This window comes from Agromyces sp. LHK192 (assembly GCF_004006235.1).
Taxonomy (GTDB): Bacteria; Actinomycetota; Actinomycetes; order Actinomycetales; family Microbacteriaceae; genus Agromyces.
Map to the genome: position 1 here is coordinate 2,256,826 of NZ_CP034753.1, position 20,496 is coordinate 2,277,321.

Genomic DNA, 20,496 nt, shown 5'->3' on the forward strand with positions numbered 1-20,496 from the left:
ACCTTCCGAGGTGCGGCGCTGCGCACGAAGTCATGTGCAGGGGGGCCTGAGCCTCATTGGATTATAGGTCATCGATCGGGAGCGCCGACGGCGAATCCGGTACCCGGTCCGCCAGGCCGAAATGCCGCCACGCCTCGGGCGTCGCGACGCGCCCGCGCGGGGTCCGGACCACGAGCCCGATCCGGACCAGGAACGGCTCGACCACCGCCTCGATGGTCTCCGCCTCCTCACCGACCGAGACCGCGAGGGTGTTGAGGCCCACCGGTCCCCCGCCGAACCTCGTCAGGAGCGTCTGCATCACCGCGCGATCGAGTCGGTCGAGGCCGAGCGCGTCGACGTCGTAGAGGTCGAGGGCCGCCCTGACGGCCTCGACGTCGGCCCGCCCGCCGTGCACGAGCACGTAATCGCGCACGCGACGCAGCAGCCGGTTCGCGATGCGCGGGGTGCCCCTGCATCGTCCGGCGATCTCGGCGAGCGCGGCGCGGTCGACCTCGAGTCCGAGCATCACGGCTGCCCGGCCCAGCACCTGCTCGAGCTCGGACTCGTCGTAGAACTCGAGGTGCGCCGTGAAGCCGAATCGGTCGCGGAGCGGGTTCGGCAGCAGGCCCGCGCGCGTGGTCGCGCCGACGAGGGTGAACGGCGCGAGGTCGAGCGGGACCGACGTGGCCCCGGCCCCCTTGCCGACCATGATGTCGATGCGGAAGTCCTCCATCGCGAGGTACAGCATCTCCTCCGCCGAACGTGCCATGCGGTGGATCTCGTCGATGAACAGCACCTCGCCCGGGATGAGCGAGCTCAGGATGGCGGCCAGGTCGCCGGCGTGCTGGATCGCGGGCCCGCTCGACATGCGCAGCGGCCTTCCGCCCTCGTGGGCCACGATCATCGCGAGCGTCGTCTTGCCGAGCCCCGGCGGGCCGGCGAGCAGGATGTGGTCGGGCGTACGCTGCTGGATCACGGCGGCCGTGAGCAGCAGCTGCATCTGCCCTCGCACGCGGGACTGGCCGACGAACTCCTGCAGGCTCTTGGGGCGGAGCGCGCCCTCGAAGGCGAGCTCGGCCTCCGAGGCCAGTACCGGGTCGGTCAGGTCGTCGGTCATCGGGCCCTCCCGACGTGCTGGGCCGGCCCGAGCCGTGCGAGCGTGAGCCGGAGCAGGGCGGGCACCGATGCGGCATCCGATTCGGACGCGGTCGCGGCCGTCTCCTCGACGGCTTCGGCGGCGACGCGTTCCGACCAGCCGAGACCCGTGAGCGCGGCGAGCACGCTCTCGGTCACCGTGCCGGTGACGACCGGCGCGGCGGCGGGACGCGCGGCGGGCGCATGGAGCTTGCCCGCGAGGGAGACGGTGATGAGCTTCGCGGTCTTCGGCCCGATGCCGCTGACCTTCCGGAAGACCGCGTCGTCGTCGCGCTGCACGGCCTCGGCGACCTGGTCGGGCGAGACGACCGACAGCACGCCGAGCGCCGACTTCGGCCCGACGCCCGTGACGCCGATCAGCAGCTCGAACACGTCGAGCTCGTCGCGCGTCGCGAACCCGAACAGGGTCATGGAGTCCTCGCGGACGATGAGCGCGGTGTGCACGTGCGCTTCGTCGCCCTCGCGGCAGGCGAGCACGAGGGCCGGCGTGGTGTTGACCTGGTAGCCGACGCCGCCGACGTCGAGGACGATCGAGCTGCCTGCGGCGGCGAGCACGCGCCCGCGGAGGGAGGAGATCACTCCTTCACCCTACGGGCGGCCCCCGACACGGCCGCGGCACGTTCGGCGGCGAGCCATGCGCGCTGCGCCGGGGTCAGGCCGGAGGCATCCGACTCGCCGGCGGCGTCGAGTTCGCGGCGGGCCGTTCCCTGCCCGCCGCCGGTCCGCCAGGCATGGCAGATCGCGAGGGCGAGCGCGTCGGCCGCGTCGGCGGGCTTGGGCACCGCCTCGAGTCCGAGGATCCGCGCGACCATCGCACCGACCTGCTTCTTGTCGGCGCGGCCGTACCCGGTGATCGACGCCTTGACCTCGGACGGCGTGTGCAACGTCACCGGGAGTTCGCGGCGGGCGGCGATCAGCATCGCCACGCCGGAGATCTGCGCGGTGCCCATGATGGTGGAGACGTCGGAACGGGCGAACACGCGCTCGAGCGCGACCGCCTGCGGCCGATGCTCGTCGAAGATCGCCTCGAGTCCGTCGGCGATGCGCGCGAGGCGCCGCTCGATCGGGAGCTCGGTCGGCGACCGGAGCACGACGACGTCGACGAGTCGTGCCGTGCGATTCGGCTCGACGTCGACCACGCCCACGCCGCACCGGGTGAGCCCGGGGTCGACGCCGAGCACCCGCATGGCGATGGGCTACTCCGCCTCGAGCTCGGCCTGCACCTCGGCCGTCAGGTCGAAGTTCGCGTACACGTTCTGCACGTCGTCGGAGTCCTCGAGGGCGTCGATGAGGCGGAACACCTTGCGCGCGGTGTCGGCGTCGATCTCCACCTTGAGGTTCGGCACGAACTCGATGTCGGCCGACTCGTAGTCGAGCCCGGCGTCCTGCAACGACTTGCGCACCTCGACCATCGCCGACGGATCGGTGATGACCTCGAAGCCCTGCGCGTGCGGTTCGATCTCCTCGGCGCCGGCCTCGAGGGCGGCCATCATGACGTCGTCCTCGGTCGTGCCCTCACCGGAGACGACGATGACGCCCTTCCGGGAGAAGTTGTAGGCGACCGAGCCCGGGTCGGCGAGCGTGCCGTTGTTGCGGCTGAGCCCGGTGCGGACCTCGGCGGCCGCGCGGTTCTTGTTGTCGGTGAGCACCTCGATCATGAGGGCGACCCCCGACGGGCCGTACGCCTCGTACGTGATGCTCTGGTACTCGACCGCTTCACCGCCGATGCCGGCGCCGCGCTTGATGGCGCGGTCGATGTTGTCGTTGGGCACCGAGGTCTTCTTGGCCTTCTGCACGGCGTCGTACAGGGTCGGGTTGCCGTTCAGGTCGGCGCCGCCCATCTTCGCGGCGACCTCGATGTTCTTGATGAGCTTGGCGAACGACTTCGCGCGGCGCGCGTCGATGACGGCCTTCTTGTGCTTGGTCGTCGCCCACTTGGAATGCCCGGACATGCTGCTCCCGAATCGGTTTCGCTGGCGGGTGCGCCCGCCGAGGACCCATTCTAGGCCAGCGCGTGCGCCGATCCGAGGCGACCGGGCGGGGTCGGGAACAACCGGCCGACGGCGCGCTCGTACTGGCGGCGGCCGACCGCGCGATACGCGAGGCGGATCGGCGCGGGCATCTGCGTCGCGAACCACGCGTCGCGTTCGGCCGGCGGCACGGTCTCGAGCATGAACCCGATGAGCACGAAGATCGGCATGGGTGGGCGGTGCCGCTTCGCGGCGCGATGGATGTCGTCCCATTCGGCGTCGGAGAGCACGTCGTCGAGCACCGGGAAGGCGTCGCGTTCCTCGTCGGCGAGGTGCACGAGCAGCAGTCGCTCGACCTCGTCGAGCGACTGCGCGACGCGCTCCCGGCTCACCGCGTCCGCGTCGGACGCCCAGCGGTCGACGAGCACGTCGATCTCGTCGAGCAGGTCGGACACGGCCCGGTGCTGCTCCCGCATGAGCGAGGCGTGGATGCCGCACGCGGGCGCCCGATCGGTCATCGTGTCCCAGAAGTACCGGTCCTCGGTGCGGTGATGGACGTGGAGCAGCGCGGTGATGCCGTGCAGGTGCTTCGAGACGTGGCCTGCGCGCACGCGGTCGCCGGTCGGCACGGACCGCACTGCTCGCGGAGCATCCGCGTAGAGCCGGCGGAACAACCGGTGGATCACCACCACCTCGTCGCTGCGGCAGGTGGTCGTGGGCGCGCCGTCGGGCGCGCCGGTGCTGGAGAGTCGAGTGGCCATGCCGGGCAGTGAAGCGGATGCCTCCTCCCGCCGCGTCCGTGCCCACCCGGTCGGCGCGTCCGTGCGCTCCCGCGACGAGAGCCGGGGATCACCCTGAGGTGCGGGTCAGTCGACGAGCTGGCGCAGCGTCCGCAGGTTCCGGTTCGTGGTCGTCGGCTTGTACTTCGCCTTCGCGAGGAGCTTGGCGAACGGGGTGTCGGTCGAAGAGCCCTTGACGGGGTTCCAGTAGACGACGCCGTCGCCTCGCGCGACGGGATCGTCGGCGGTGTCGAGGCCGGCCGCGGCCTGTTCGAGCTCGTCGAGCGCGTCGTCGTCAGAAGCGAAGACCACCCACGGTTGACGGGAGCCGTCGTCCGCGTCGAACGGGAACCGATCGATCACCTGCCGCACGTGCCCTGCGGTGGTCAGCACGATCCACGCGTCGTAGCCGAAGCGGTCGCGCAGGGCCTGCTCGACCTCGCGCTTGAGCGCGGCGGCATCCGATCGTGCGCTCGTGAAGGCGACGTTGCCGCTCGCGAGCACGGTGCGGACGTCCTCGAACCCGAGTTGCCCGAACACGTCGCGCAGCTCTGGCGATCGGATGGTGATGCCGCCGACGTTGACGCCGCGGAGCAGGGCGATCCAGGTGGTCATGCCGCGATGCTAGGCGCAGCCGCCGACCTCCGCGACCGGAAGGATCCCGGGGTCAGCCGCCCGAGCGTCGTCCGACCCGTGACCGGACCTTCGCCAGGAAGTACGCGTGGAACCGCCGCTCGCCCGTGATCTCGGGGTGGAAGCTCGTGCCGAGCAGGTCGCCCTGCTCGACCGCGACGACCCGTCCGTCGTCCAGCGAGGCGAGGGCCGTGGCATCCGGCCCGACCGACTCGACGACCGGACCCCGGATGAAGACGGCGTGCACCGGGGGGTCGCCCAGCGCCGGGATCTCGAGGTCCGTCTCGAACGACTGGTTCTGCGAGCCGAACGCGTTCCGGCGGACGACGACGTCGAGGCCGCCGAGGCTCTGCTGCCCGGCGATCGCGTCGAGCACGGTGTCGGCCAGCATGATCAGGCCGGCGCACGTGCCGTACACGGGCAGGCCGTCGGCGATCGCCGCACGCAGCGGCTCGAAGAGTCCGTACGCGCGGGCGAGCTTGTCCATCACGCTCGACTCGCCGCCGGGGATCACGAGTCCGTCGACCCCGTCGAGGTCCGCCGGTCGGCGCACGAGCGAGACGCGTGCGCCGAGCGCTGCGAGCACTCGTGCGTGCTCGCGGAAGTCGCCCTGCAGCGCGAGCACGCCGACACGCGGGCCGGATGCCTCCGGCCCCGCGTCGGTCGACTCCTCGCGGAGGGTGCTGGTCACCATCCGCGCTCGGCGAGCCGGTGCGGTGCCGCGAGGTCGCCGACGTTGATGCCGACCATCGCCTCGCCGAGACCGCGCGAGACCTCGGCGATCACCGACGGGTCGTCGTAGAACGTCGTCGCCTTCACCACTGCGGCGGCGCGCGCCTCGGGGTTGCCCGACTTGAAGATGCCCGAGCCGACGAAGACGCCGTCGGCGCCGAGCTGCATCATCATGGCCGCGTCGGCCGGGGTCGCGACGCCGCCCGCGGTGAACAGGACGACGGGGAGCTTGCCGGTCTCTGCGACCTCGACGACGAGGTCGTACGGGGCCTGCAGTTCCTTGGCGGCGACGTACAGCTCGTCCTTCGTCATCGAGCGCAGCACGTTGATCTCCGAGGTGATCTTGCGGATGTGCTTGGTGGCCTCCGAGACGTCGCCGGTGCCCGCCTCGCCCTTCGAGCGGATCATCGCCGCGCCCTCGTTGATGCGGCGCAGCGCCTCGCCCAGGTTCGTCGCCCCGCACACGAAGGGCGTGTTGAACGACCACTTGTCGATGTGGTTCACGTAGTCGGCGGGCGAGAGCACCTCGGACTCGTCGATGTAGTCGACGTCGAGCGCCTGCAGCACCTGCGCCTCGACGAAGTGGCCGATGCGGGCCTTCGCCATGACGGGGATCGACACCTCGGCGATGATCGCCTCGATGAGGTCGGGGTCGCTCATGCGGGCGACCCCGCCCTGGGCGCGGATGTCGGCCGGCACCCGCTCGAGCGCCATGACGGCCACCGCGCCGGCGTCCTCGGCGATGCGGGCCTGCTCGGCGGTGACGACGTCCATGATGACGCCGCCCTTCAGCATCTCGGCGAGGCCCCGCTTGACGCGGCTCGATCCGGTCTCGGACGTGCTCATGGATGGTTCCCTTCGGGTGGTCCGCGCCTCGCGCGTGGCATGATGGACAACGCGGAACGTTGGCCTAGGCCAAACCGTAGCATGATCCCGATCCGGCCACGGAGGCGCCCATGGGCAACGAGTCCACCCTCGACATCACGGGCCGTTCCGCGTCCGACATCGCCGACAGCGTGCGCACGCTCATCGAGCGCGGCGAGCTCCCACCCGGAACCGCCCTGCCGCCCGTGCGGACCCTCGCCGACACGCTCGGGGTCAACCGCAACACCGCCGTCGCCGCCTACCGGCAGCTCACCGTCGCGGGGGTCGTCGTGACCCGTGGGCGCGGCGGAACCCACGTCGCCGACCGCTCGCCCGTCGCCCAGGAGGGGTTCGCGAGCGACAACGTGCTCCGCGACGTCGCGACCGGCAACCCCGACCCCGAGCTCATCCCCGACCCGTCGCGCGCCCTCGCCGGGATGGCGGGGCGGCCGGTGCTCTACGGCGAGCCGGTCGTCGACCCCGGACTCGAGCGGTGGGCGACGGACTGGATGACCGCCGACCTCGCACCCGACGAGGTCCGGCTCACGATCACGAGCGGAGCCGGCGACGCCGTGGAACGACTGCTCGCGCAGGCCCTCGTCCGCGACGACGCCGTGGCCCTCGAGGACCCGTGCTTCCTGACGAGCATCCACACCGTCCGGGTCGGCGGCTACCGCGTCGTACCCGTCCCGGTGGACGACGAGGGCATGACCGTCGACGGGCTCCGGGCCGCGCTCGAGCAGGGCGTGCGGGCGGTCGTCTGCACGCCGCGCGCGCAGAACCCGACCGGTGCGAGCCTCTCCGAACACCGCGCCGCCGAACTGCGCGCCGTGCTCCGCGCGCACCCGTACGTGCTCGTCATCGAGGACGACCACTTCTCGATGCTGTCCCGGAGGCCCTTCCACTCGCTCATCGGTCCCGATCATCGACGCTGGGCGCTCGTGCGCTCGGTGTCGAAGTTCCTCGGACCCGACATGTGCCTGGCCGTCACCGCCTCCGACCCGGAGACCGCCGACCGACTGGCGATGCGACTCACCCCGGGCACGACCTGGGTCAGCCATCTCCTGCAGCGACTCGTCCTCGCGCTCGTGACCGACGCCGAGGCCTCGGCGCGAATCGAGCAGGCCGCCGAGCACTACGCCCACCGGAACGACGCGTTCGCCGAGCGCCTGACCGCGCTCGGGGTGCCGGTCGAGGCCGGCGACGGGCTCAATCTCTGGGTACCGCTGCCGGTCCCGGCGCGCGACGTGTCGGAGCAGCTCATGCGACGCGGCTGGCTCGCACGGACGGGAGACGAGTTCGTCCTCGCCGACGCGCCGGCCGCGCGCCGACTGCGACTCACCGTGCACGACCTCGCCGACGACGACGCGGAGCGCCTCGCAGCGGACATCGCCGCCGCGGTGCGAGCGGCGGGCGGGCGGCTCGTCGACGCGGAGGTGGGATGATCGAACGGTGAAGGTCCTCTCGATCCAGTCCGCCGTCGCCTACGGGCACGTCGGCAACTCGGCAGCCGTGTTCCCGCTCCAGCGCATCGGCGTCGAGGTGCTGCCGGTCTACACCGTGAACTTCTCGAACCACACGGGGTACGGCGCGTGGCGCGGCCCGCTGATCGCGCCGGACGACGTCCGCGAGGTCATCGCCGGCATCGAGGACCGCGGCGTGTTCCCGAAGATCGACGTGATCCTCTCGGGCTACCAGGGCAGCGAGGGCATCGCCGACGTCATCCTCGACGCGGTCGCGCGCATCAAGGCCGTGAAGCCGGACGCGATCTATTCCTGCGACCCGGTCATGGGCAATGCGAAGAGCGGATGCTTCGTCGCGCCCGCGATCCCGATCCTGCTGCGCGACCGCGTGGTCCCCGCCGCCGACCTCATCACGCCGAACCAGTTCGAGCTCGGGTACCTCACCGGGACCGAGCCCGACACGCTGGAGTCCACGCTGGCCTCGGTCGACCTCGTGCGGGCGTCCGGGCCACGAACGGTGCTCGTCACGAGCGTCGAGCGCCCGGACCGCGAGCCCGGCACCATCGAGATGCTCGCCGTCGACGACCACGGCGCGTGGATCGTGCAGACCCCGCTCCTGCCGATGAAGGCGAACGGCTCGGGCGACGTCACGGCCGCGCTCTTCACCGCGCACTACCGCGCCACCGGCGAGGCATCCGTCGCGCTCGCGCGCACCGTGTCGAGCGTCTACGACCTGCTGGAGCACACGCACGAATCCGGTGAGCGAGAACTGCAGCTCGTCGAGTCGCAGGAGGCCTATGCCCACCCGCGGCTCCAGTTCGAGGTGCGCCGGGTCCGCTGACAGGCGGTCCGCCGGCATCGGCGGACGTGCGCGGGGCTCAGGCCGGCCAGGCCTCCGCGACCTCTCGGCGCACGTCGCCGAGCAGCCGGGGCACGGCCTTGGTCTTCGCGATGATCGGGAAGAAGTTCGAGTCGAGTGCCCACCGCGGCACGATGTGCTGGTGCAGGTGCTCCGAGATGCCCGCGCCGGCGATCCGTCCCTGGTTCATGCCGATGTTGAATCCGTCGCACCGGGAGACCTGCGTGAGCACGCGCATGGCCGTCTGGGTCATGGCGCCGATCTCGGCGACCTCCTCGGCGGTCGCCTCGTCGTAGGTCGCGATGTGCCGGTACGGGCACACGAGCAGGTGGCCGCTGTTGTACGGGTAGAGGTTCAGCAGCACGTACGCGTGCTCGCCGCGCGCGACGATGAAGCTCGTCTCGTCGTCGAAGTCGGGCGCACGGCAGAACGGGCAGGCATCCTCGCTCGGATCCTGTCCGTTCTCGATGTACACCATCCGGTGCGGCGTCCAGAGCCGCTGGAACGCGTCGGGAACCCCGGCGATCTCGCCCGAACGCTGCGTCGGCACGTCGTCGAATTCGTCGGGCCCGTAGTTGCTCATGCGAACAGGTCGTCCCGCGTGGAGACCTGACGGTGGTCCGCGATCGACTCGCGGATCTTCGCGACCGCGTCGGTGATGGCGACGCCGTTCTCCTGGCTGCCGTCGCGGAACCGGAAGCTCACGGTCTCGGCGCTGCGGTCGTTCTCCCCCGCGATCAGCTGGAACGGCACCTTCTGCGTGGTGTGCGTGCGGATCTTCTTCTGCATGCGGTCGTCGGTCGTGTCGAGCTCGGCCCGGACCCCCTCGCCGCGCAGCTGTTCGATGATCGCCCCGAGGTACGGTGCGTACTCGTCGGCGACGGGGATGCCGACGACCTGCACGGGTGCGAGCCACGCCGGGAAGGCACCCGCGTAGTGCTCGAGGAGGATCGCGAAGAACCGCTCGACCGAGCCGAGCAGCGCGCGGTGGATCATGGCGGGCTGCTTCTGGGTGCCGTCGGCGGCGGCGTAGCGCAGCTCGAAGAGCTCCGGCTGGTTGAAGTCCAGCTGCACGGTGGAGAGCTGCCAGGTCCGGCCGATGGCGTCGCGCGCCTGCACCGAGATCTTCGGCCCGTAGAAGGCGGCTCCGCCCGGGTCGTCGACGAGCTCGAGCCCGGACTCGACGGCGACCTCGCGCAGCGTCTGCGTCGCGGTCTCCCACAGCTCGTCGCTGCCGACCGACTTCACCGGGTCCTTGGTGGACAGCTCGAGGTAGAAGTCCGTGAGGCCGTATCCGCGGAGGGTCTCGAGCACGAACTCGAGCTGGCGGCCGACCTCCTCCTTGATCTGCTCGTCGGTGACGTAGATGTGCGCGTCGTCCTGCGTGAGGCCGCGCACGCGCGTGAGGCCGGACAGCGTGCCCGACTTCTCGTAGCGGTACACGGTGCCGAACTCGGCGAGCCGCAGCGGCAGCTCACGGTACGACCGGCCGCGTGCCCGGAACACGAGGTTGTGCATCGGACAGTTCATCGGCTTCAGGTAGTAGTCCTGGCCCTGCCGGGTGACGTTGCCCTCCGCGTCGGTCTCCTCGTCGAGGTGCATCGGCGGGAACATGCCGTCGGCGTACCAGTTGAGGTGCTGGCTGACCTCGTAGAGGTGCGCCTTCGTGATATGCGGCGTGTTGACGAACTCGTACCCGTTGCGAAGGAGCTGCTTGCGCAGGTACTCCTCCATCTCGTAGCGGATGATGCCACCCTTGGGGTGGAACACCGCGAGGCCGGAACCGATCTCGTCGGGGAACGAGAACAGGTCGAGCTCGGAGCCGAGCTTGCGGTGGTCGCGCTTCGCCGCCTCCTCCAGCCGGGTCTGGTAGGCGCGCAGCTCGTCCTTCGTCGGCCACGCGGTGCCGTAGATGCGCTGGAGCTGCGGATTCTTCTCCGAGCCGCGCCAGTACGCCGCCGCGACGCGCATGAGCGACCAGCCGTTGCCGATCATCCGCGTGTTCGGGAGGTGCGGTCCGCGGCAGAGGTCCTTCCAGACGACGTCGCCGGTCTTCGGGTCGACGTTGTCGTAGATGGTCAGTTCACCGGCACCGACCTCGACCGACTCGTGGTCGTCGCCGCTGGACTCGCCGTGGCCGGCAGCGCCCTTCAGGCCGATGAGCTCGAGCTTGTACGGCTCGGCGGCGAGCTCGGCGCGCGCCTCCTCGTCGCTGACGACCCGCCGCATGAAGCGCTGGCCCGAGCGGATGATGCGCGCCATCTCCTTGTCGAGGGCCTTCAGGTCCTCCGGGGTGAACGGCGTCTGCACGTCGAAGTCGTAGTAGAAGCCGTCGGTCACGGGCGGGCCGATGCCGAGCTTCGCTTCGGGGTTGATCGCCTGCACCGCCTGGGCCAGCACGTGCGCGGTCGAGTGGCGGAGGATGCTCAGGCCGTCGGGCGAGTCGATCGTCACCGGCTCGACGTCGTCGTCGTCCGTCAGCGTCGTGGCGAGGTCCTTCAGCTCGCCGTTGACGCGCATGGCGACAACGGAACGATCGGTGAACCGTGCGAAACCGTCGACCACGTGGTCCTCTCCTCGAGTTCGGTGCGTTGAACCCTTCAACCTTAGTCGCGCCGAGCAGACCCGCCCGTCCCGGAGCGGCGGCGCAACGCCGACCGACGTTCGTGCCGTCGCTTGCGTCCTGCTTGCGGCGCATTACGCAAGAAATCGACGATTTCACGGCATTTCGAGCAAGCCCCTTGTGAATCGGATGCCGCGCGCCCTAGTTTCGGCCTCGACCGGCCCCAACGACGTGCCGCATCGCGGTCGTCCAGAGCGAAACGAGTCGACGATGACACGTGCCCACGATGCCGCCCCAGGAGTCCGCCCCGACGGCCCGGCCCACCATCCACGCAGGCGCCGACCGGCCGTCGGTGCCGTCGTTGCCGTCGTGACCGCGATCGCGGTCGCCGCGACGACCGTCACCGGCGCGGGGGGTGCGGTTGCAGCAGCACCAGCCCCGCCGCCGGTCATCACCCGTGCCGCGCTCGCCCCATCCCTCGTCGAGGGCCGCGGCGCGGACGTGCCGTTCCTCGAACAGGAGGCCGAGCACGCCGCCGCCACCACCGGCGCACTGCTCCCCGAGAGCCGGGACGCGTACACGCTCGCCGCCGAGGCATCCGGCCGCAGCGCGGTGCAACTGGCACCCGGCCAGTGGATCGAGTTCACCCTCCCCGCCCGCACCAACGCCATCACCGTGCGGTACAGCATCCCCGATGCACCGAACGGCGGCGGCATCCGATCGCCGCTCGAGGTGAGCGTCGACGGCAGACGCGCCCCGTCGATGAGCCTGACCTCCGAGTACTCCTGGCTCTACAACCAGTACTCGTTCACCAACGACCCGAACGCCGGGCTCCTGCACCCCGACTGGTGGGTGGTCGAGCGCGACGGCCCGGACCCGCTCGGCATCTCGACGCCGTTCCGGCCGATGCACTTCTACGACGAGCAGCGGCTGCACCTCGGCCGCTCCCACCCCGCCGGTTCGACGCTGCGGCTGAGCGTCCCGCAGGGTGCCGCGGCGGCGCTCACGACGATCGACCTCGTCGACACCGAGCTCGTCGGCCTGCCCCACGTCCGGTTCAGGGCCGCGAACGTGCTCGCGTTCGGTGCGGACCCGTTCGGCAAGCGCGACTCGGCGGGCGCGATCGAACGCGCGATCGCCTTCGCGCAGCGCACGGACCTGCCGGTGTACCTGCCGCCGGGCACGTTCCGCGTCGACCGCCACATCATCGTCGACGACGTCACCATCGAGGGCGCCGGAAGCTGGTACACGATCGTGAAGGGCACGGAGGTCGCACTCGACGAGCCGCTCCCCGACGGCTCGATCCACACCGGCGTCGGCTTCTACGGGAAGCCCGCAGCGGAGGGCGGCAGCCGCGACGTGCACCTCTCCGGCTTCACGATCCGCGGCGACGTGCGCGAACGCATCGACACCGACCAGGTGAACGGCATCGGCGGGGCGCTCAGCGACTCGACGATCGAGGGGTTGTACATCGAGCACACCAAGGTCGGCATCTGGCTCGACGGCCCGATGTCGAACGTGCACATCCGCGACACGATGATCGTCGACCAGATCGCCGACGCGATCAACTTCCACACCGGCGTCACGGACTCGATCGTCGAGCACACGTTCGTCCGGAACACCGGCGACGACGGTCTCGCGATGTGGGCCGAGGGCACGACCAACGAGCGCAACACCTTCCTCCGGAACACCGTGCAGACGCCGACCCTGGCCAACGGGATCGCGATCTACGGCGGCACCGACATCACCGTCGAGGGAAATCTCGTCGCCGACCCGATCCGCGAGGGCAGCGGGCTGCACGCCGGCTCGCGGTTCGGCGCCCAGCCGTTCGCCGGGACGCTCCGGTTCACCGACAACACCGTCGTGCGAGCCGGGACCTTCGAGCTCAACTGGCGAGTGGGCCTCGGCGCGATCTGGCTCTACGCGCTCGACCGGTCGATCGAGTCGCGCGTCGAGGTGACCGGCGACCACTACCTCGACAGCACGTACAACGCGATCATGCTGGTCTCCGACTGGGGCGTGAAGGACCTCTACTCGATCGACGACGTCGCGTTCCGGGACGTCCGCGTCGACGGCACCGGCACCTCCGTCGTCAGTGCCCGGGTGGCCGGCGGCGCGTCGTTCGAGAACGTGGACGCGCGCAACGTGGGGGCGGTCGGCATCAACAACTGCGGCTCGTTCAACTTCCCGGCGAGCGGATCGGAGTTCTCGATCGCCGACCTCGGCGGAAACGACTCGAGCGGCGCCAACACGACCGGACCATGGCTCGCGCCGTGGGAGCTGCCGAACACGATCACGTGCGACGACCGGCCGCCGCGGGTCGCTCCCCCGGCGCCGTCGCCGTGGTCGTGATCGCGGGATGACCGCACGTCCATGAGCGCGGAACCGGCCACCCGAGCGGATGCCTCGGGTGGCCGGCCCGACATCGGATCACCTCGGCTGCACGTCCGTCGCACGGAGTCGGCGCGCGAACAGCCTGATTCGCGGAGGAAATGCAAAAACCCCCGGCGAACCGGGGGTTTCTCGTGGTGGGCGATACTGGGATCGAACCAGTGACCTCTTCCGTGTCAGGGAAGCGCGCTACCGCTGCGCCAATCGCCCGTGTGAACTGACCAACCCTAACAGGTGATCAGCTTGTGGAGGTGGATACGGGATTCGAACCCGTGTATACGGCTTTGCAGGCCGCTGCCTCGCCTCTCGGCCAATCCACCGTGCGCCGTTCGAAACGGCACTGGCTTCACCGTACTGGGTTTCTCCTCGATGTTGCCATCTCGGGCGTAGCCACCTCAGAACGAAGCCGAGCATTGCTGCTCGGCTTCGGTCAGAGCGGATGACGAGACTCGAACTCGCGACCCTCACCTTGGCAAGGTGATGCGCTACCAACTGCGCCACATCCGCGTTGTCACCGTGTTCCGGCGACAGAGAAGACTCTAACCGAAAGGGTGAACGAGTACCAAACTGAGCGAAGCTCCCCGGGTGTTTCCGCCGGTCCACCGCGGAAAAGCGACCCGCATCCCGGGCGTGTCGAGGCGCGTATCCGCATGGCAGCGAGGGATGCCTCCCTGCCGTCCGAAGTCGATTCGCGCCACGAGTTCGCACTGTTCCTCGACGCGCCGGACTGCTCGGATCCGCGCCAGCGCGCCGATGTGCATTCGCCCCCGATCGTCGGCTAGTATCGAACCCGCGGCCGACCGGTTCGGTCGCGAAATCCTGATGGGCGATTGGCGCAGCTGGTAGCGCGCTTCCTTCACACGGAAGAGGTCGTCGGTTCGAGCCCGGCATCGCCCACACACAGAGACCCCCGGTTCGCCGGGGGTTTCGTCGTTCTCACCGGGCACGCCGGCCGGTCCACGGCCCGCATCGCGCGGTCGAGTGCGTCACGGGCGATCAGGCGCTCCGCCAGCCGTACCGCGCCCCCAGCGCATGCGTGAGCGCCTCGAATCGCGCCGCATCGAGGGTCGCACCCTCCCGCCGCATACCCGCCGTGCTGACGCGGAACACCCGATCGATCCGGGCCCAGCTCGGGCGCCCCTGCGCGTCCCACGGGCCTGCGCCGAGCGGCACGAGGTCGTGATCGTCGTCGCGCCCCTTGCTCGTCAACTGCACGGCCAGGAACTCGCCGTCGGCGCCTGCGGCCACGATTGCGACCGGCCGGTCCTTGCCTCGCCCGTCGCGCTCCTCGAACGGCACCCAGGTCCAGACGATCTCGCCCGGGTCCGGCTCGCCGTCGCGCTCGGGGCGGTAGGCGAAGCGAACCGCGCCGATCCGCCGGGGGTCGAGTTCTGTCGTGGCAGCGCTCCCGCTCCGTCCGGGTGACGGCGCAGCGTCTGAGCGGCCGCTCGGTGCGGCATCCGTCGTCGGCGGCTGCTGCCCGCTGTGTACTCGCGAGGTCCCGCCTCGGGCGACGGTCCGCACGAGGCTCGTCAGTGCGTTGAGGAGGCGGTGGCTTCGCGACACATCCGCACCCTATCGGACCGGATTCCGCTCGATCCGGACCGATGACGCGCCGAAGGGCGGTGGGGATGCGGCGGGTGCTCCACGCACCGTTCGCTCCCCACCGCCCTCGCGGTGGATTCGAGATCGTCAGACGGTCTCGAGCTTGTAGCCCTCTTCACCGTGCACGACGGTGTCGATGCCGGCGATCTCGTCCTCGTCCTTGACGCGGAAGCCGATCGTCTTCTGGATCAGGAACCCGATGACGTAGGCGAGCACGAAGGAGTATGCGAGCACCGCGAACGCCGCGATGGCCTGGACCATGAGCTGCGTGAGGTTGCCGCTGTAGATGAGGCCGGTGCCGTTGGCGAAGAAGCCCAGGTAGAGCGTGCCGATGAGGCCGCCGACGAGGTGGATGCCCACCACGTCGAGCGAGTCGTCGAAGCCCCACTTGAACTTCAGGTCGATCGCGAGGGCGCAGACCGCACCGGCGACGAGACCGAGCACGATGGCCCAGATGGGCGTCAGCGACGCGCAGGCGGGGGTGATCGCGACGAGACCGGCGACGGCACCCGATGCGGCACCGACCGAGGTCGGCTTGCCGTCCTTGATCTTCTCGACGAGCAGCCACGCGAGCAGCGCTGCGGCGGGAGCGGCGATGGTGTTGACGAACGCGAGGGCGGCGGTGCCGTCGGCCGCGAGCTCGGAGCCCGCGTTGAAGCCGAACCAGCCGAACCACAGGAGGCCGGCGCCGAGGAGCACGAACGGCGGGTTGTGCGGGACGTGGGCGCCCTTCGAGAAGCCGACGCGCTTGCCCAGCACGAGTGCGAGCGCGAGCGCTGCGGCACCGGCGTTGATGTGCACCGCGGTGCCGCCGGCGAAGTCGATCGCGCCGACGCCGAACCACTCCTGCATGCCGTAGGTGATCCAGCCGCCGTACGCGAACGAGCCGTCGTCCGCGAGGCCGAAGTTGAACACCCAGCTCGCGACCGGGAAGTACACGATGGTCGCCCAGAGTGCGGCGAAGACCATCCACGCGCCGAACTTCGCTCGGTCGGCGATGGCGCCGGAGACCAACGCGACGGTGAGGATGGCGAAGGTGGCCTGGAACGCGACGAAGGCCAGCGGCGGGTACGCGGCGTCCTCGGGCGTCTCGAGCAGGCTCGACAGGCCGATGGCCGACCAGTCGATCGACCACGGGGCGATGAGGCCCTCAGCGCCCGGGAAGGCGATCGCGTAGCCGTAGACGACCCACAGGACGCCGATGAGACCCAGTGCGCCGAAGCTGAGCATCATCATGCTGATGACGCTCTTCGCCTTGACCAGACCGCCGTAGAAGAACGCCAGTCCAGGGGTCATCAGCAACACGAGGGCTGCCGCGATCAGCATGAACGCGGTGTTGCCTTGATCCATGTCGAACCTCTCTTATGAATTCAGGGGGTGGCTTGCGTCGCCCAGTTTCATGAGTCGAGATTTCGAACGGCGTCGGCGGATGTTTCACCGTCGTTACGTCCGGCGGCGGAATGTAAACAGCGCGTTTCCGCGAGCGGGTGAACCGCAGGGAATCAGACGTGGATGTCTTGCCGAACGCCCGTGAGGACGCCGTCAGTCGTGCGGCGGGAGCTCCCCCGACGTCAGCGCCGTCATGCGGCTCATCGCACGGAGGTACTTCTTGCGGTAGCCGCCGGACATCATCTCGTCGTCGAACACGCCGTCGAGACGCGTGCCGCTCGCGATGATCGGCACCTCCGCGTCGTAGACACGGTCGATGAACGCGACCAGCCGGAGCGCCGCGTTCTGGTCGTGCAACTCGTGCACGCCGCGCAGCGCGATGGTCTCGAGTCCGTCGACGATCTTCACGTACTTCGACGGATGCACGGTTGCGAGGTGCGCGACGAGTGCGTCGAAGTCGTCGAGCGAGACGGCGTGGCCGCGGCGGCTCAGCGCCTCGGCGACGGCGTCCACACGGTCGTCGGACTCCAGCGCGACGGCGTGGCCGTCGGTGTCGCGGCGGCGGAAGTCGAGGCCGTCGATCCGCAGCGTCTCGAAGTTCGACGACAGGGCGTGGATCTCCCGCAGGAAGTCGGCCGCGGCGAACCGCCCCTCCCCCAGCGCGTTCGGCGGCGTGTTGCTCGTCGCGGCCACCCGGGTGCCCGACTGCATCAGCTCGCCCAGGAATCGGGTCATCAGCATCGTGTCGCCCGGGTCGTCGAGCTCGAACTCGTCGATGCAGATGAGTTTCGCCCCGCGGAGCAGTTCGAGCGCCTGCGCGTACCCGAGCGCGCCGACCAGCGCGGTGTACTGCATGAACGTGCCGAAGTACTTCGGCCCGTGGGCGACGTGCCAGAGCGCCGCGAGGAGGTGGGTCTTGCCGACGCCGAACCCGCCGTCCAGGTAGACACCCGGCAGTTCGATGCGGGCCGGGCGCTTGCGCGAGAAGAAGCCGCCCGGCCGCTGCGCCGCGCGCCACGCGCCGGCGAACTGGTTCAACCGGTCGAGTGCGGCCTGCTGCGATTCGAAGTCGGTATCGGGCCGGTACGACTCGAACGACGCGTGCTCGAACTGCGGCGGCGGGGTCAGTCCTGCCGCGATCTCCGCCCCCGACATCGACGGGTCGCGGTCGACGAGGCGGATGGGCGCTGAGGCGGGAGCCGAGGTCATGGAGGAAGGCACGCTTTCGTGTTGCACCGGATGACGGGGGCCGTGAGATCGCCCCGCGCCCCGCGTAGATTCGGGGGCGACAGGTCTACAGCCTAGTCCGCACCGCGCGACACGCTGGTGCTCCCGGCGATCCCAGGAGGTTCCATGTCCGTCGAGTTCGACCCCGCCGAGAAGTTCACCGCCTATGCGCGGCCGGAGCGCCTCGTGACGACGCAATGGCTCGAGGACCACCTCGGCGACCCGGGCCTGGCGGTCGTCGAATCCGACGAGGACGTCCTCCTCTACGAGGTCGGCCACATCCCCGGCGCCGTCAAGATCGACTGGCACACCGACCTCAACGACCCGGTGGTACGCGACTACGTCGGACCCGAACGGTTCGCCGAGCTGCTCGGCTCGAAGGGCATCTCGCGCGACAGCACGATCGTCGTCTACGGCGACAAGAACAACTGGTGGGCCGCCTACGCGCTCTGGGTCTTCACCCTCTACGGCCACGACGACGTCCGCCTCCTCGACGGCGGCCGCGACCTCTGGATCGCGGAGGGTCGCGCCATCACGACCGATCCGACCGAGGTCGCGCCGGTCGAGTATCCCGTCGTCGAGCGCGACGACATCGCGATCCGCGCGTTCAAGGAGGACGTGCTCGCCCACCTCGGCAACCCGCTGATCGACGTCCGCTCCCCCGAGGAATACTCCGGCGAGCGCACGACCGCACCGGCGTATCCCGAGGAGGGCGCGCTGCGTGCCGGGCACATCCCCACCGCGGCATCCGTCCCCTGGGCTCGTGCGGCGGCGGCCGACGGGACGTTCAAGACCCGCGAGGAGCTCGACGCCATCTACCGCGACGAGGTCGGCCTGGAGGACGGCGACTCGGTCATCGCCTACTGCCGCATCGGCGAACGCTCGAGCCACACGTGGTTCGTGCTGAAGCACCTGCTCGGCTTCGACGACGTCCGCAACTACGACGGGTCGTGGACCGAATGGGGCAGCGCGGTACGCGTGCCGATCGTCTCGGGCGCCGACCGCGGCGAGGTCCCGGGACGCTGACGCAGGCTCCCGGCCGACCGGCGCATCCGGCGACGACCGACCTCCCGCGTGGGAGAATCGCGTTGATGGATGCCACGATCCCCGCCGCCCTCGCCGAGACGAAAGAGGACTTCCTCGCACTCGCCGTGCGCGACCGCCTGCAGCTGCTGCTCGACTTCTCGAACGAACTTCCCGAACTGCCCGAGCGGTTCCAGGACCACCCCGACCTGTTCGAACGCGTCGAGGAGTGCCAGTCGCCGGTGTTCATCTTCGTCGAGATCGTCGACGGTCGGGTGCACCTGCACGCGACGGCGCCCGCGGAGGCGCCGACGACGCGCGGGTTCGCGTCGATCCTGGTGCAGGGGCTCGACGGCCTCACCGTCGAGGAGGTGCTCGCGGTTCCCGCCGACTACCCGCAAACGCTCGGCCTGGCGGAGGCGGTCTCTCCGCTCCGGGTGCGCGGCATGACGGGCATGCTCGGGCGGGTCAAGCGGCAGGTGCACGAGCGCCTGGCGGGCTGAGTCGCAGGCTCGGGTCCCCTCACCCCGCGATCTCGGTCTCCTCCCCCGACGGCGTGCCGACGACCGACCTGCGGAGCAGCCAGGCCTCGATGAGGCCTTCCCAACGTTCGGGCTCCGCATTCCAGAGCTTGGTGTGCCGTGCACCGTGGAAGACCTCGAACTCGATCAGATCCGGGCGTGCCTCCGCGAAGCGTCGGGCGCCCGTGATCGGCACGAACCCGTCGTCCTCGCTCGCCATGAGCAGCATCGGCACGCCGAACTCGTGGGCCCGCGCCACCGCGTCGAGGCTCTCGAGGTCGATGGGAGCGGCGAGCCCGGTCACCTCGACGGCGACGGGTGCGGCGAGGAGCCGGGTCACCAGCTCGCTCATCTGGTCGGGCAGGCCGATCATCGAGCCCTGGAAGCGGAGGATGTCGGCCCAGTCGATCGCCGGGGACTCGAGGATCATCCCGCTCAGCACCTCTCGCACCTCGGTCGACCGCAGCACGGCCTGCAGTGAGATCGCACCGCCCATCGACCACCCCATGAGCACGACCTCCCGGGCGCCGCGCTCCCTCGCGTAGCGCACCGCGTCGACCACGTCCTCCCATTCGGTGCCGCCGAGGCCGTACCTGCGGTCGATGCTCTCGGGCGCCTCGCCGTCGTTCCGGTACGACATGAGCAGCGAGTTCCAGCCGGCCGCCCGTGCGGGCGCGACCGCTCGGAGCGCCTCCTGGCGCTTGGCTCCGCGACCGTGCACCTGGACGACCCAGCGATCGGATGCCTCGTCCGCGGGGATCTCCCATGCCGGTGCCGCTCCGAGCGCGGTGGGGACGATCACGTCCGCGTACGGGACGCCGAGCTCCCACGGGCCGATGAAGAGGCTGCCCTCGATCCGCCCGCGCGCCGCGCGCTCGAGGCGGCCGAAGTCGACGCGCTCGATGCTGCGGGTGACCCGCCGGTCGCGCACCTCGACGACGTCCCCGAGCCGGGCGTGGCCCGCGTCGTGCTCGAACCAGAACCCGTATCGGCCGGGCATGTCGGCCTCGTGCCCCTCGATCACGATGCGTCCGGCGGGACGGTCCACCGCGATGATGCGGATGTCCTCCTCGCGCGCACCCGACGGCGTGACCACGCGTCGCGCGAAGACGACGGTGAGGACCGCGACCGCAGCTCCGACGACCGCTCCCAGCAGTGCGATCGAGCCGGCGAGGACTCCGACCGCCTTCCCCACGTTTCGCATCCCCTGCGACATCCGGCCCCTTCCCCGAAACGATCCTGACGTTGACCGCGCGCGCGGCGTGCCGCATCGGCCCGTCATCGTCCAGACTCTAGTCTGCAGGGGTGTCCGATCGAGCGACGCCGACCCCCGCCGAGTTCGA

The 20,496-nt window shown here is 70.2% G+C and carries 19 protein-coding genes and 4 tRNA genes; 6 read left to right on the forward strand and 17 right to left on the reverse strand.

The features are described 5' to 3' along the window. Positions 1-61 precede the first annotated feature (61 nt). The 8 genes from ruvB to pdxS all read right to left on the reverse strand — a co-directional run bounded on the left by ruvB (position 62) and on the right by pdxS (position 6,094). Positions 62-1,096 (reverse strand): Holliday junction branch migration DNA helicase RuvB, encoded by a 1,035-nt coding sequence (gene ruvB / locus ELQ40_RS10125; RefSeq protein WP_127793578.1) that lies wholly within the window; start codon positions 1,094-1,096, stop codon positions 62-64. Then, positions 1,093-1,713 carry a Holliday junction branch migration protein RuvA gene (gene ruvA / locus ELQ40_RS10130; protein WP_127793579.1) on the reverse strand — a complete coding sequence of 207 codons (621 nt, stop codon included), beginning with the start codon at positions 1,711-1,713 and terminating at the stop codon, positions 1,093-1,095. The genes ruvB and ruvA overlap by 4 nt, the downstream gene beginning before the upstream one ends. Next, positions 1,710-2,321 (reverse strand): crossover junction endodeoxyribonuclease RuvC, encoded by a 612-nt coding sequence (gene ruvC / locus ELQ40_RS10135; protein WP_127793580.1) that lies wholly within the window; start codon positions 2,319-2,321, stop codon positions 1,710-1,712. Before ruvC ends, ruvA begins: the two co-directional genes overlap by 4 nt. Before the next feature lie 9 nt (positions 2,322-2,330). Beyond that, entirely contained in the window at positions 2,331-3,086 is a 756-nt protein-coding gene (locus ELQ40_RS10140) for a YebC/PmpR family DNA-binding transcriptional regulator (protein WP_127793581.1), read from the reverse strand. A 50-nt stretch (positions 3,087-3,136) separates the two neighbouring features. Beyond that, entirely contained in the window at positions 3,137-3,865 is a 729-nt protein-coding gene (locus tag ELQ40_RS10145) for a hemerythrin domain-containing protein (RefSeq protein WP_127793582.1), read from the reverse strand. A 105-nt stretch (positions 3,866-3,970) separates the two neighbouring features. Then, on the reverse strand, positions 3,971-4,498 hold the full coding sequence (locus ELQ40_RS10150; RefSeq protein ID WP_127793583.1) for a DUF1697 domain-containing protein: 528 nt from the start codon (positions 4,496-4,498) through the stop codon (positions 3,971-3,973). Between the two features lie 52 nt (positions 4,499-4,550). Next, positions 4,551-5,207, reverse strand: coding sequence for a pyridoxal 5'-phosphate synthase glutaminase subunit PdxT (pdxT, locus tag ELQ40_RS10155; RefSeq protein WP_205649497.1), 657 nt, complete (start codon positions 5,205-5,207; stop codon positions 4,551-4,553). Then, positions 5,204-6,094: a pyridoxal 5'-phosphate synthase lyase subunit PdxS gene (gene pdxS / locus ELQ40_RS10160; RefSeq protein ID WP_127793585.1), complete on the reverse strand. Its 891-nt coding sequence runs from the start codon at positions 6,092-6,094 to the stop codon at positions 5,204-5,206. The genes pdxT and pdxS overlap by 4 nt, the downstream gene beginning before the upstream one ends. 110 nt (positions 6,095-6,204) lie before the next feature. On the opposite strand from pdxS, the gene ELQ40_RS10165 reads away from it, so the two are divergent. Together ELQ40_RS10165 and pdxY are read left to right on the forward strand one after the other, a co-directional pair. Beyond that, a complete protein-coding gene (locus ELQ40_RS10165; protein WP_127793586.1) occupies positions 6,205-7,557 on the forward strand; it encodes an aminotransferase class I/II-fold pyridoxal phosphate-dependent enzyme in 1,353 nt (450 codons plus the stop codon). A gap of 7 nt (positions 7,558-7,564) precedes the next feature. Next, complete coding sequence (pdxY, locus tag ELQ40_RS10170; RefSeq protein WP_127793587.1) at positions 7,565-8,416, forward strand: pyridoxal kinase PdxY; 852 nt, start codon at positions 7,565-7,567, stop codon at positions 8,414-8,416. Positions 8,417-8,453: 37 nt separating this feature from the next. Here the strand turns inward: pdxY and ELQ40_RS10175 are convergent, their stop codons facing one another. Together ELQ40_RS10175 and thrS are read right to left on the reverse strand one after the other, a co-directional pair. Further along, positions 8,454-9,017, reverse strand: coding sequence for an HIT domain-containing protein (locus ELQ40_RS10175; RefSeq protein WP_127793588.1), 564 nt, complete (start codon positions 9,015-9,017; stop codon positions 8,454-8,456). Continuing rightward, entirely contained in the window at positions 9,014-10,999 is a 1,986-nt protein-coding gene (gene thrS / locus ELQ40_RS10180) for a threonine--tRNA ligase (protein ID WP_127793589.1), read from the reverse strand. Before thrS ends, ELQ40_RS10175 begins: the two co-directional genes overlap by 4 nt. 268 nt (positions 11,000-11,267) lie before the next feature. Here thrS and ELQ40_RS10185 point away from each other — a divergent pair, with 268 nt between their 5' ends. Beyond that, positions 11,268-13,349, forward strand: a complete 2,082-nt coding sequence (locus ELQ40_RS10185) for a glycosyl hydrolase family 28-related protein (protein ID WP_127793590.1) — start codon at positions 11,268-11,270, stop codon at positions 13,347-13,349. A 174-nt stretch (positions 13,350-13,523) separates the two neighbouring features. Here ELQ40_RS10185 and ELQ40_RS10190 read toward each other — a convergent pair. The 3 genes from ELQ40_RS10190 to ELQ40_RS10200 all read right to left on the reverse strand — a co-directional run bounded on the left by ELQ40_RS10190 (position 13,524) and on the right by ELQ40_RS10200 (position 13,895). Continuing rightward, a tRNA-Val gene (locus ELQ40_RS10190) sits at positions 13,524-13,598 on the reverse strand. Positions 13,599-13,634: 36 nt separating this feature from the next. After that, positions 13,635-13,708: transfer RNA gene (locus tag ELQ40_RS10195), tRNA-Cys, on the reverse strand. A 114-nt stretch (positions 13,709-13,822) separates the two neighbouring features. Further along, positions 13,823-13,895: transfer RNA gene (locus ELQ40_RS10200), tRNA-Gly, on the reverse strand. A 317-nt stretch (positions 13,896-14,212) separates the two neighbouring features. Between ELQ40_RS10200 and ELQ40_RS10205 the strand changes: the two genes are divergently transcribed. Next, positions 14,213-14,285, forward strand: a tRNA-Val gene (locus tag ELQ40_RS10205). Between the two features lie 99 nt (positions 14,286-14,384). Here the strand turns inward: ELQ40_RS10205 and ELQ40_RS10210 are convergent. The 3 genes from ELQ40_RS10210 to zapE all read right to left on the reverse strand — a co-directional run bounded on the left by ELQ40_RS10210 (position 14,385) and on the right by zapE (position 17,591). Beyond that, positions 14,385-14,954, reverse strand: a complete 570-nt coding sequence (locus tag ELQ40_RS10210) for a type II toxin-antitoxin system PemK/MazF family toxin (protein ID WP_240665732.1) — start codon at positions 14,952-14,954, stop codon at positions 14,385-14,387. 126 nt (positions 14,955-15,080) lie between these two features. Further along, positions 15,081-16,343 (reverse strand): ammonium transporter, encoded by a 1,263-nt coding sequence (locus ELQ40_RS10215; protein WP_127793591.1) that lies wholly within the window; start codon positions 16,341-16,343, stop codon positions 15,081-15,083. Positions 16,344-16,535: 192 nt separating this feature from the next. Continuing rightward, the gene (gene zapE, locus ELQ40_RS10220) at positions 16,536-17,591 is read right to left on the reverse strand and encodes a cell division protein ZapE (protein WP_127793592.1); all 1,056 of its coding nucleotides are present in this window, start codon (positions 17,589-17,591) and stop codon (positions 16,536-16,538) included. Between the two features lie 144 nt (positions 17,592-17,735). Between zapE and ELQ40_RS10225 the strand changes: the two genes are divergently transcribed. Both ELQ40_RS10225 and ELQ40_RS10230 read left to right on the forward strand, forming a co-directional pair. Then, positions 17,736-18,635, forward strand: a complete 900-nt coding sequence (locus ELQ40_RS10225; protein ID WP_127793593.1) for a sulfurtransferase — start codon at positions 17,736-17,738, stop codon at positions 18,633-18,635. Positions 18,636-18,700: 65 nt separating this feature from the next. Then, positions 18,701-19,135, forward strand: coding sequence for a SufE family protein (locus ELQ40_RS10230; RefSeq protein WP_127793594.1), 435 nt, complete (start codon positions 18,701-18,703; stop codon positions 19,133-19,135). 19 nt (positions 19,136-19,154) lie between these two features. Here ELQ40_RS10230 and ELQ40_RS10235 read toward each other — a convergent pair whose 3' ends face one another. Further along, on the reverse strand, positions 19,155-20,348 hold the full coding sequence (locus tag ELQ40_RS10235) for an alpha/beta hydrolase family protein (protein ID WP_370296333.1): 1,194 nt from the start codon (positions 20,346-20,348) through the stop codon (positions 19,155-19,157). Between the last annotated feature and the right edge of the window lie 148 nt (positions 20,349-20,496).

Coding starts and splice junctions, on each gene's coding strand:
- ELQ40_RS10150 (WP_127793583.1), bottom strand. CDS start 4,498: ATGACCACCTGGATCGCCCTGCTCCGCGGCGTCAACGTCGGCGGCATC.
- ELQ40_RS10140 (WP_127793581.1), bottom strand. CDS start 3,086: ATGTCCGGGCATTCCAAGTGGGCGACGACCAAGCACAAGAAGGCCGTC.
- ruvB (WP_127793578.1), bottom strand. CDS start 1,096: ATGACCGACGACCTGACCGACCCGGTACTGGCCTCGGAGGCCGAGCTC.
- ELQ40_RS10175 (WP_127793588.1), bottom strand. CDS start 9,017: ATGAGCAACTACGGGCCCGACGAATTCGACGACGTGCCGACGCAGCGT.
- ELQ40_RS10145 (WP_127793582.1), bottom strand. CDS start 3,865: ATGGCCACTCGACTCTCCAGCACCGGCGCGCCCGACGGCGCGCCCACG.
- ELQ40_RS10215 (WP_127793591.1), bottom strand. CDS start 16,343: ATGGATCAAGGCAACACCGCGTTCATGCTGATCGCGGCAGCCCTCGTG.
- ELQ40_RS10230 (WP_127793594.1), top strand. CDS start 18,701: ATGGATGCCACGATCCCCGCCGCCCTCGCCGAGACGAAAGAGGACTTC.
- ELQ40_RS10225 (WP_127793593.1), top strand. CDS start 17,736: ATGTCCGTCGAGTTCGACCCCGCCGAGAAGTTCACCGCCTATGCGCGG.
- pdxS (WP_127793585.1), bottom strand. CDS start 6,094: ATGAGCACGTCCGAGACCGGATCGAGCCGCGTCAAGCGGGGCCTCGCC.
- ELQ40_RS10165 (WP_127793586.1), top strand. CDS start 6,205: ATGGGCAACGAGTCCACCCTCGACATCACGGGCCGTTCCGCGTCCGAC.
- zapE (WP_127793592.1), bottom strand. CDS start 17,591: ATGACCTCGGCTCCCGCCTCAGCGCCCATCCGCCTCGTCGACCGCGAC.
- ELQ40_RS10185 (WP_127793590.1), top strand. CDS start 11,268: ATGACACGTGCCCACGATGCCGCCCCAGGAGTCCGCCCCGACGGCCCG.
- ruvC (WP_127793580.1), bottom strand. CDS start 2,321: ATGCGGGTGCTCGGCGTCGACCCCGGGCTCACCCGGTGCGGCGTGGGC.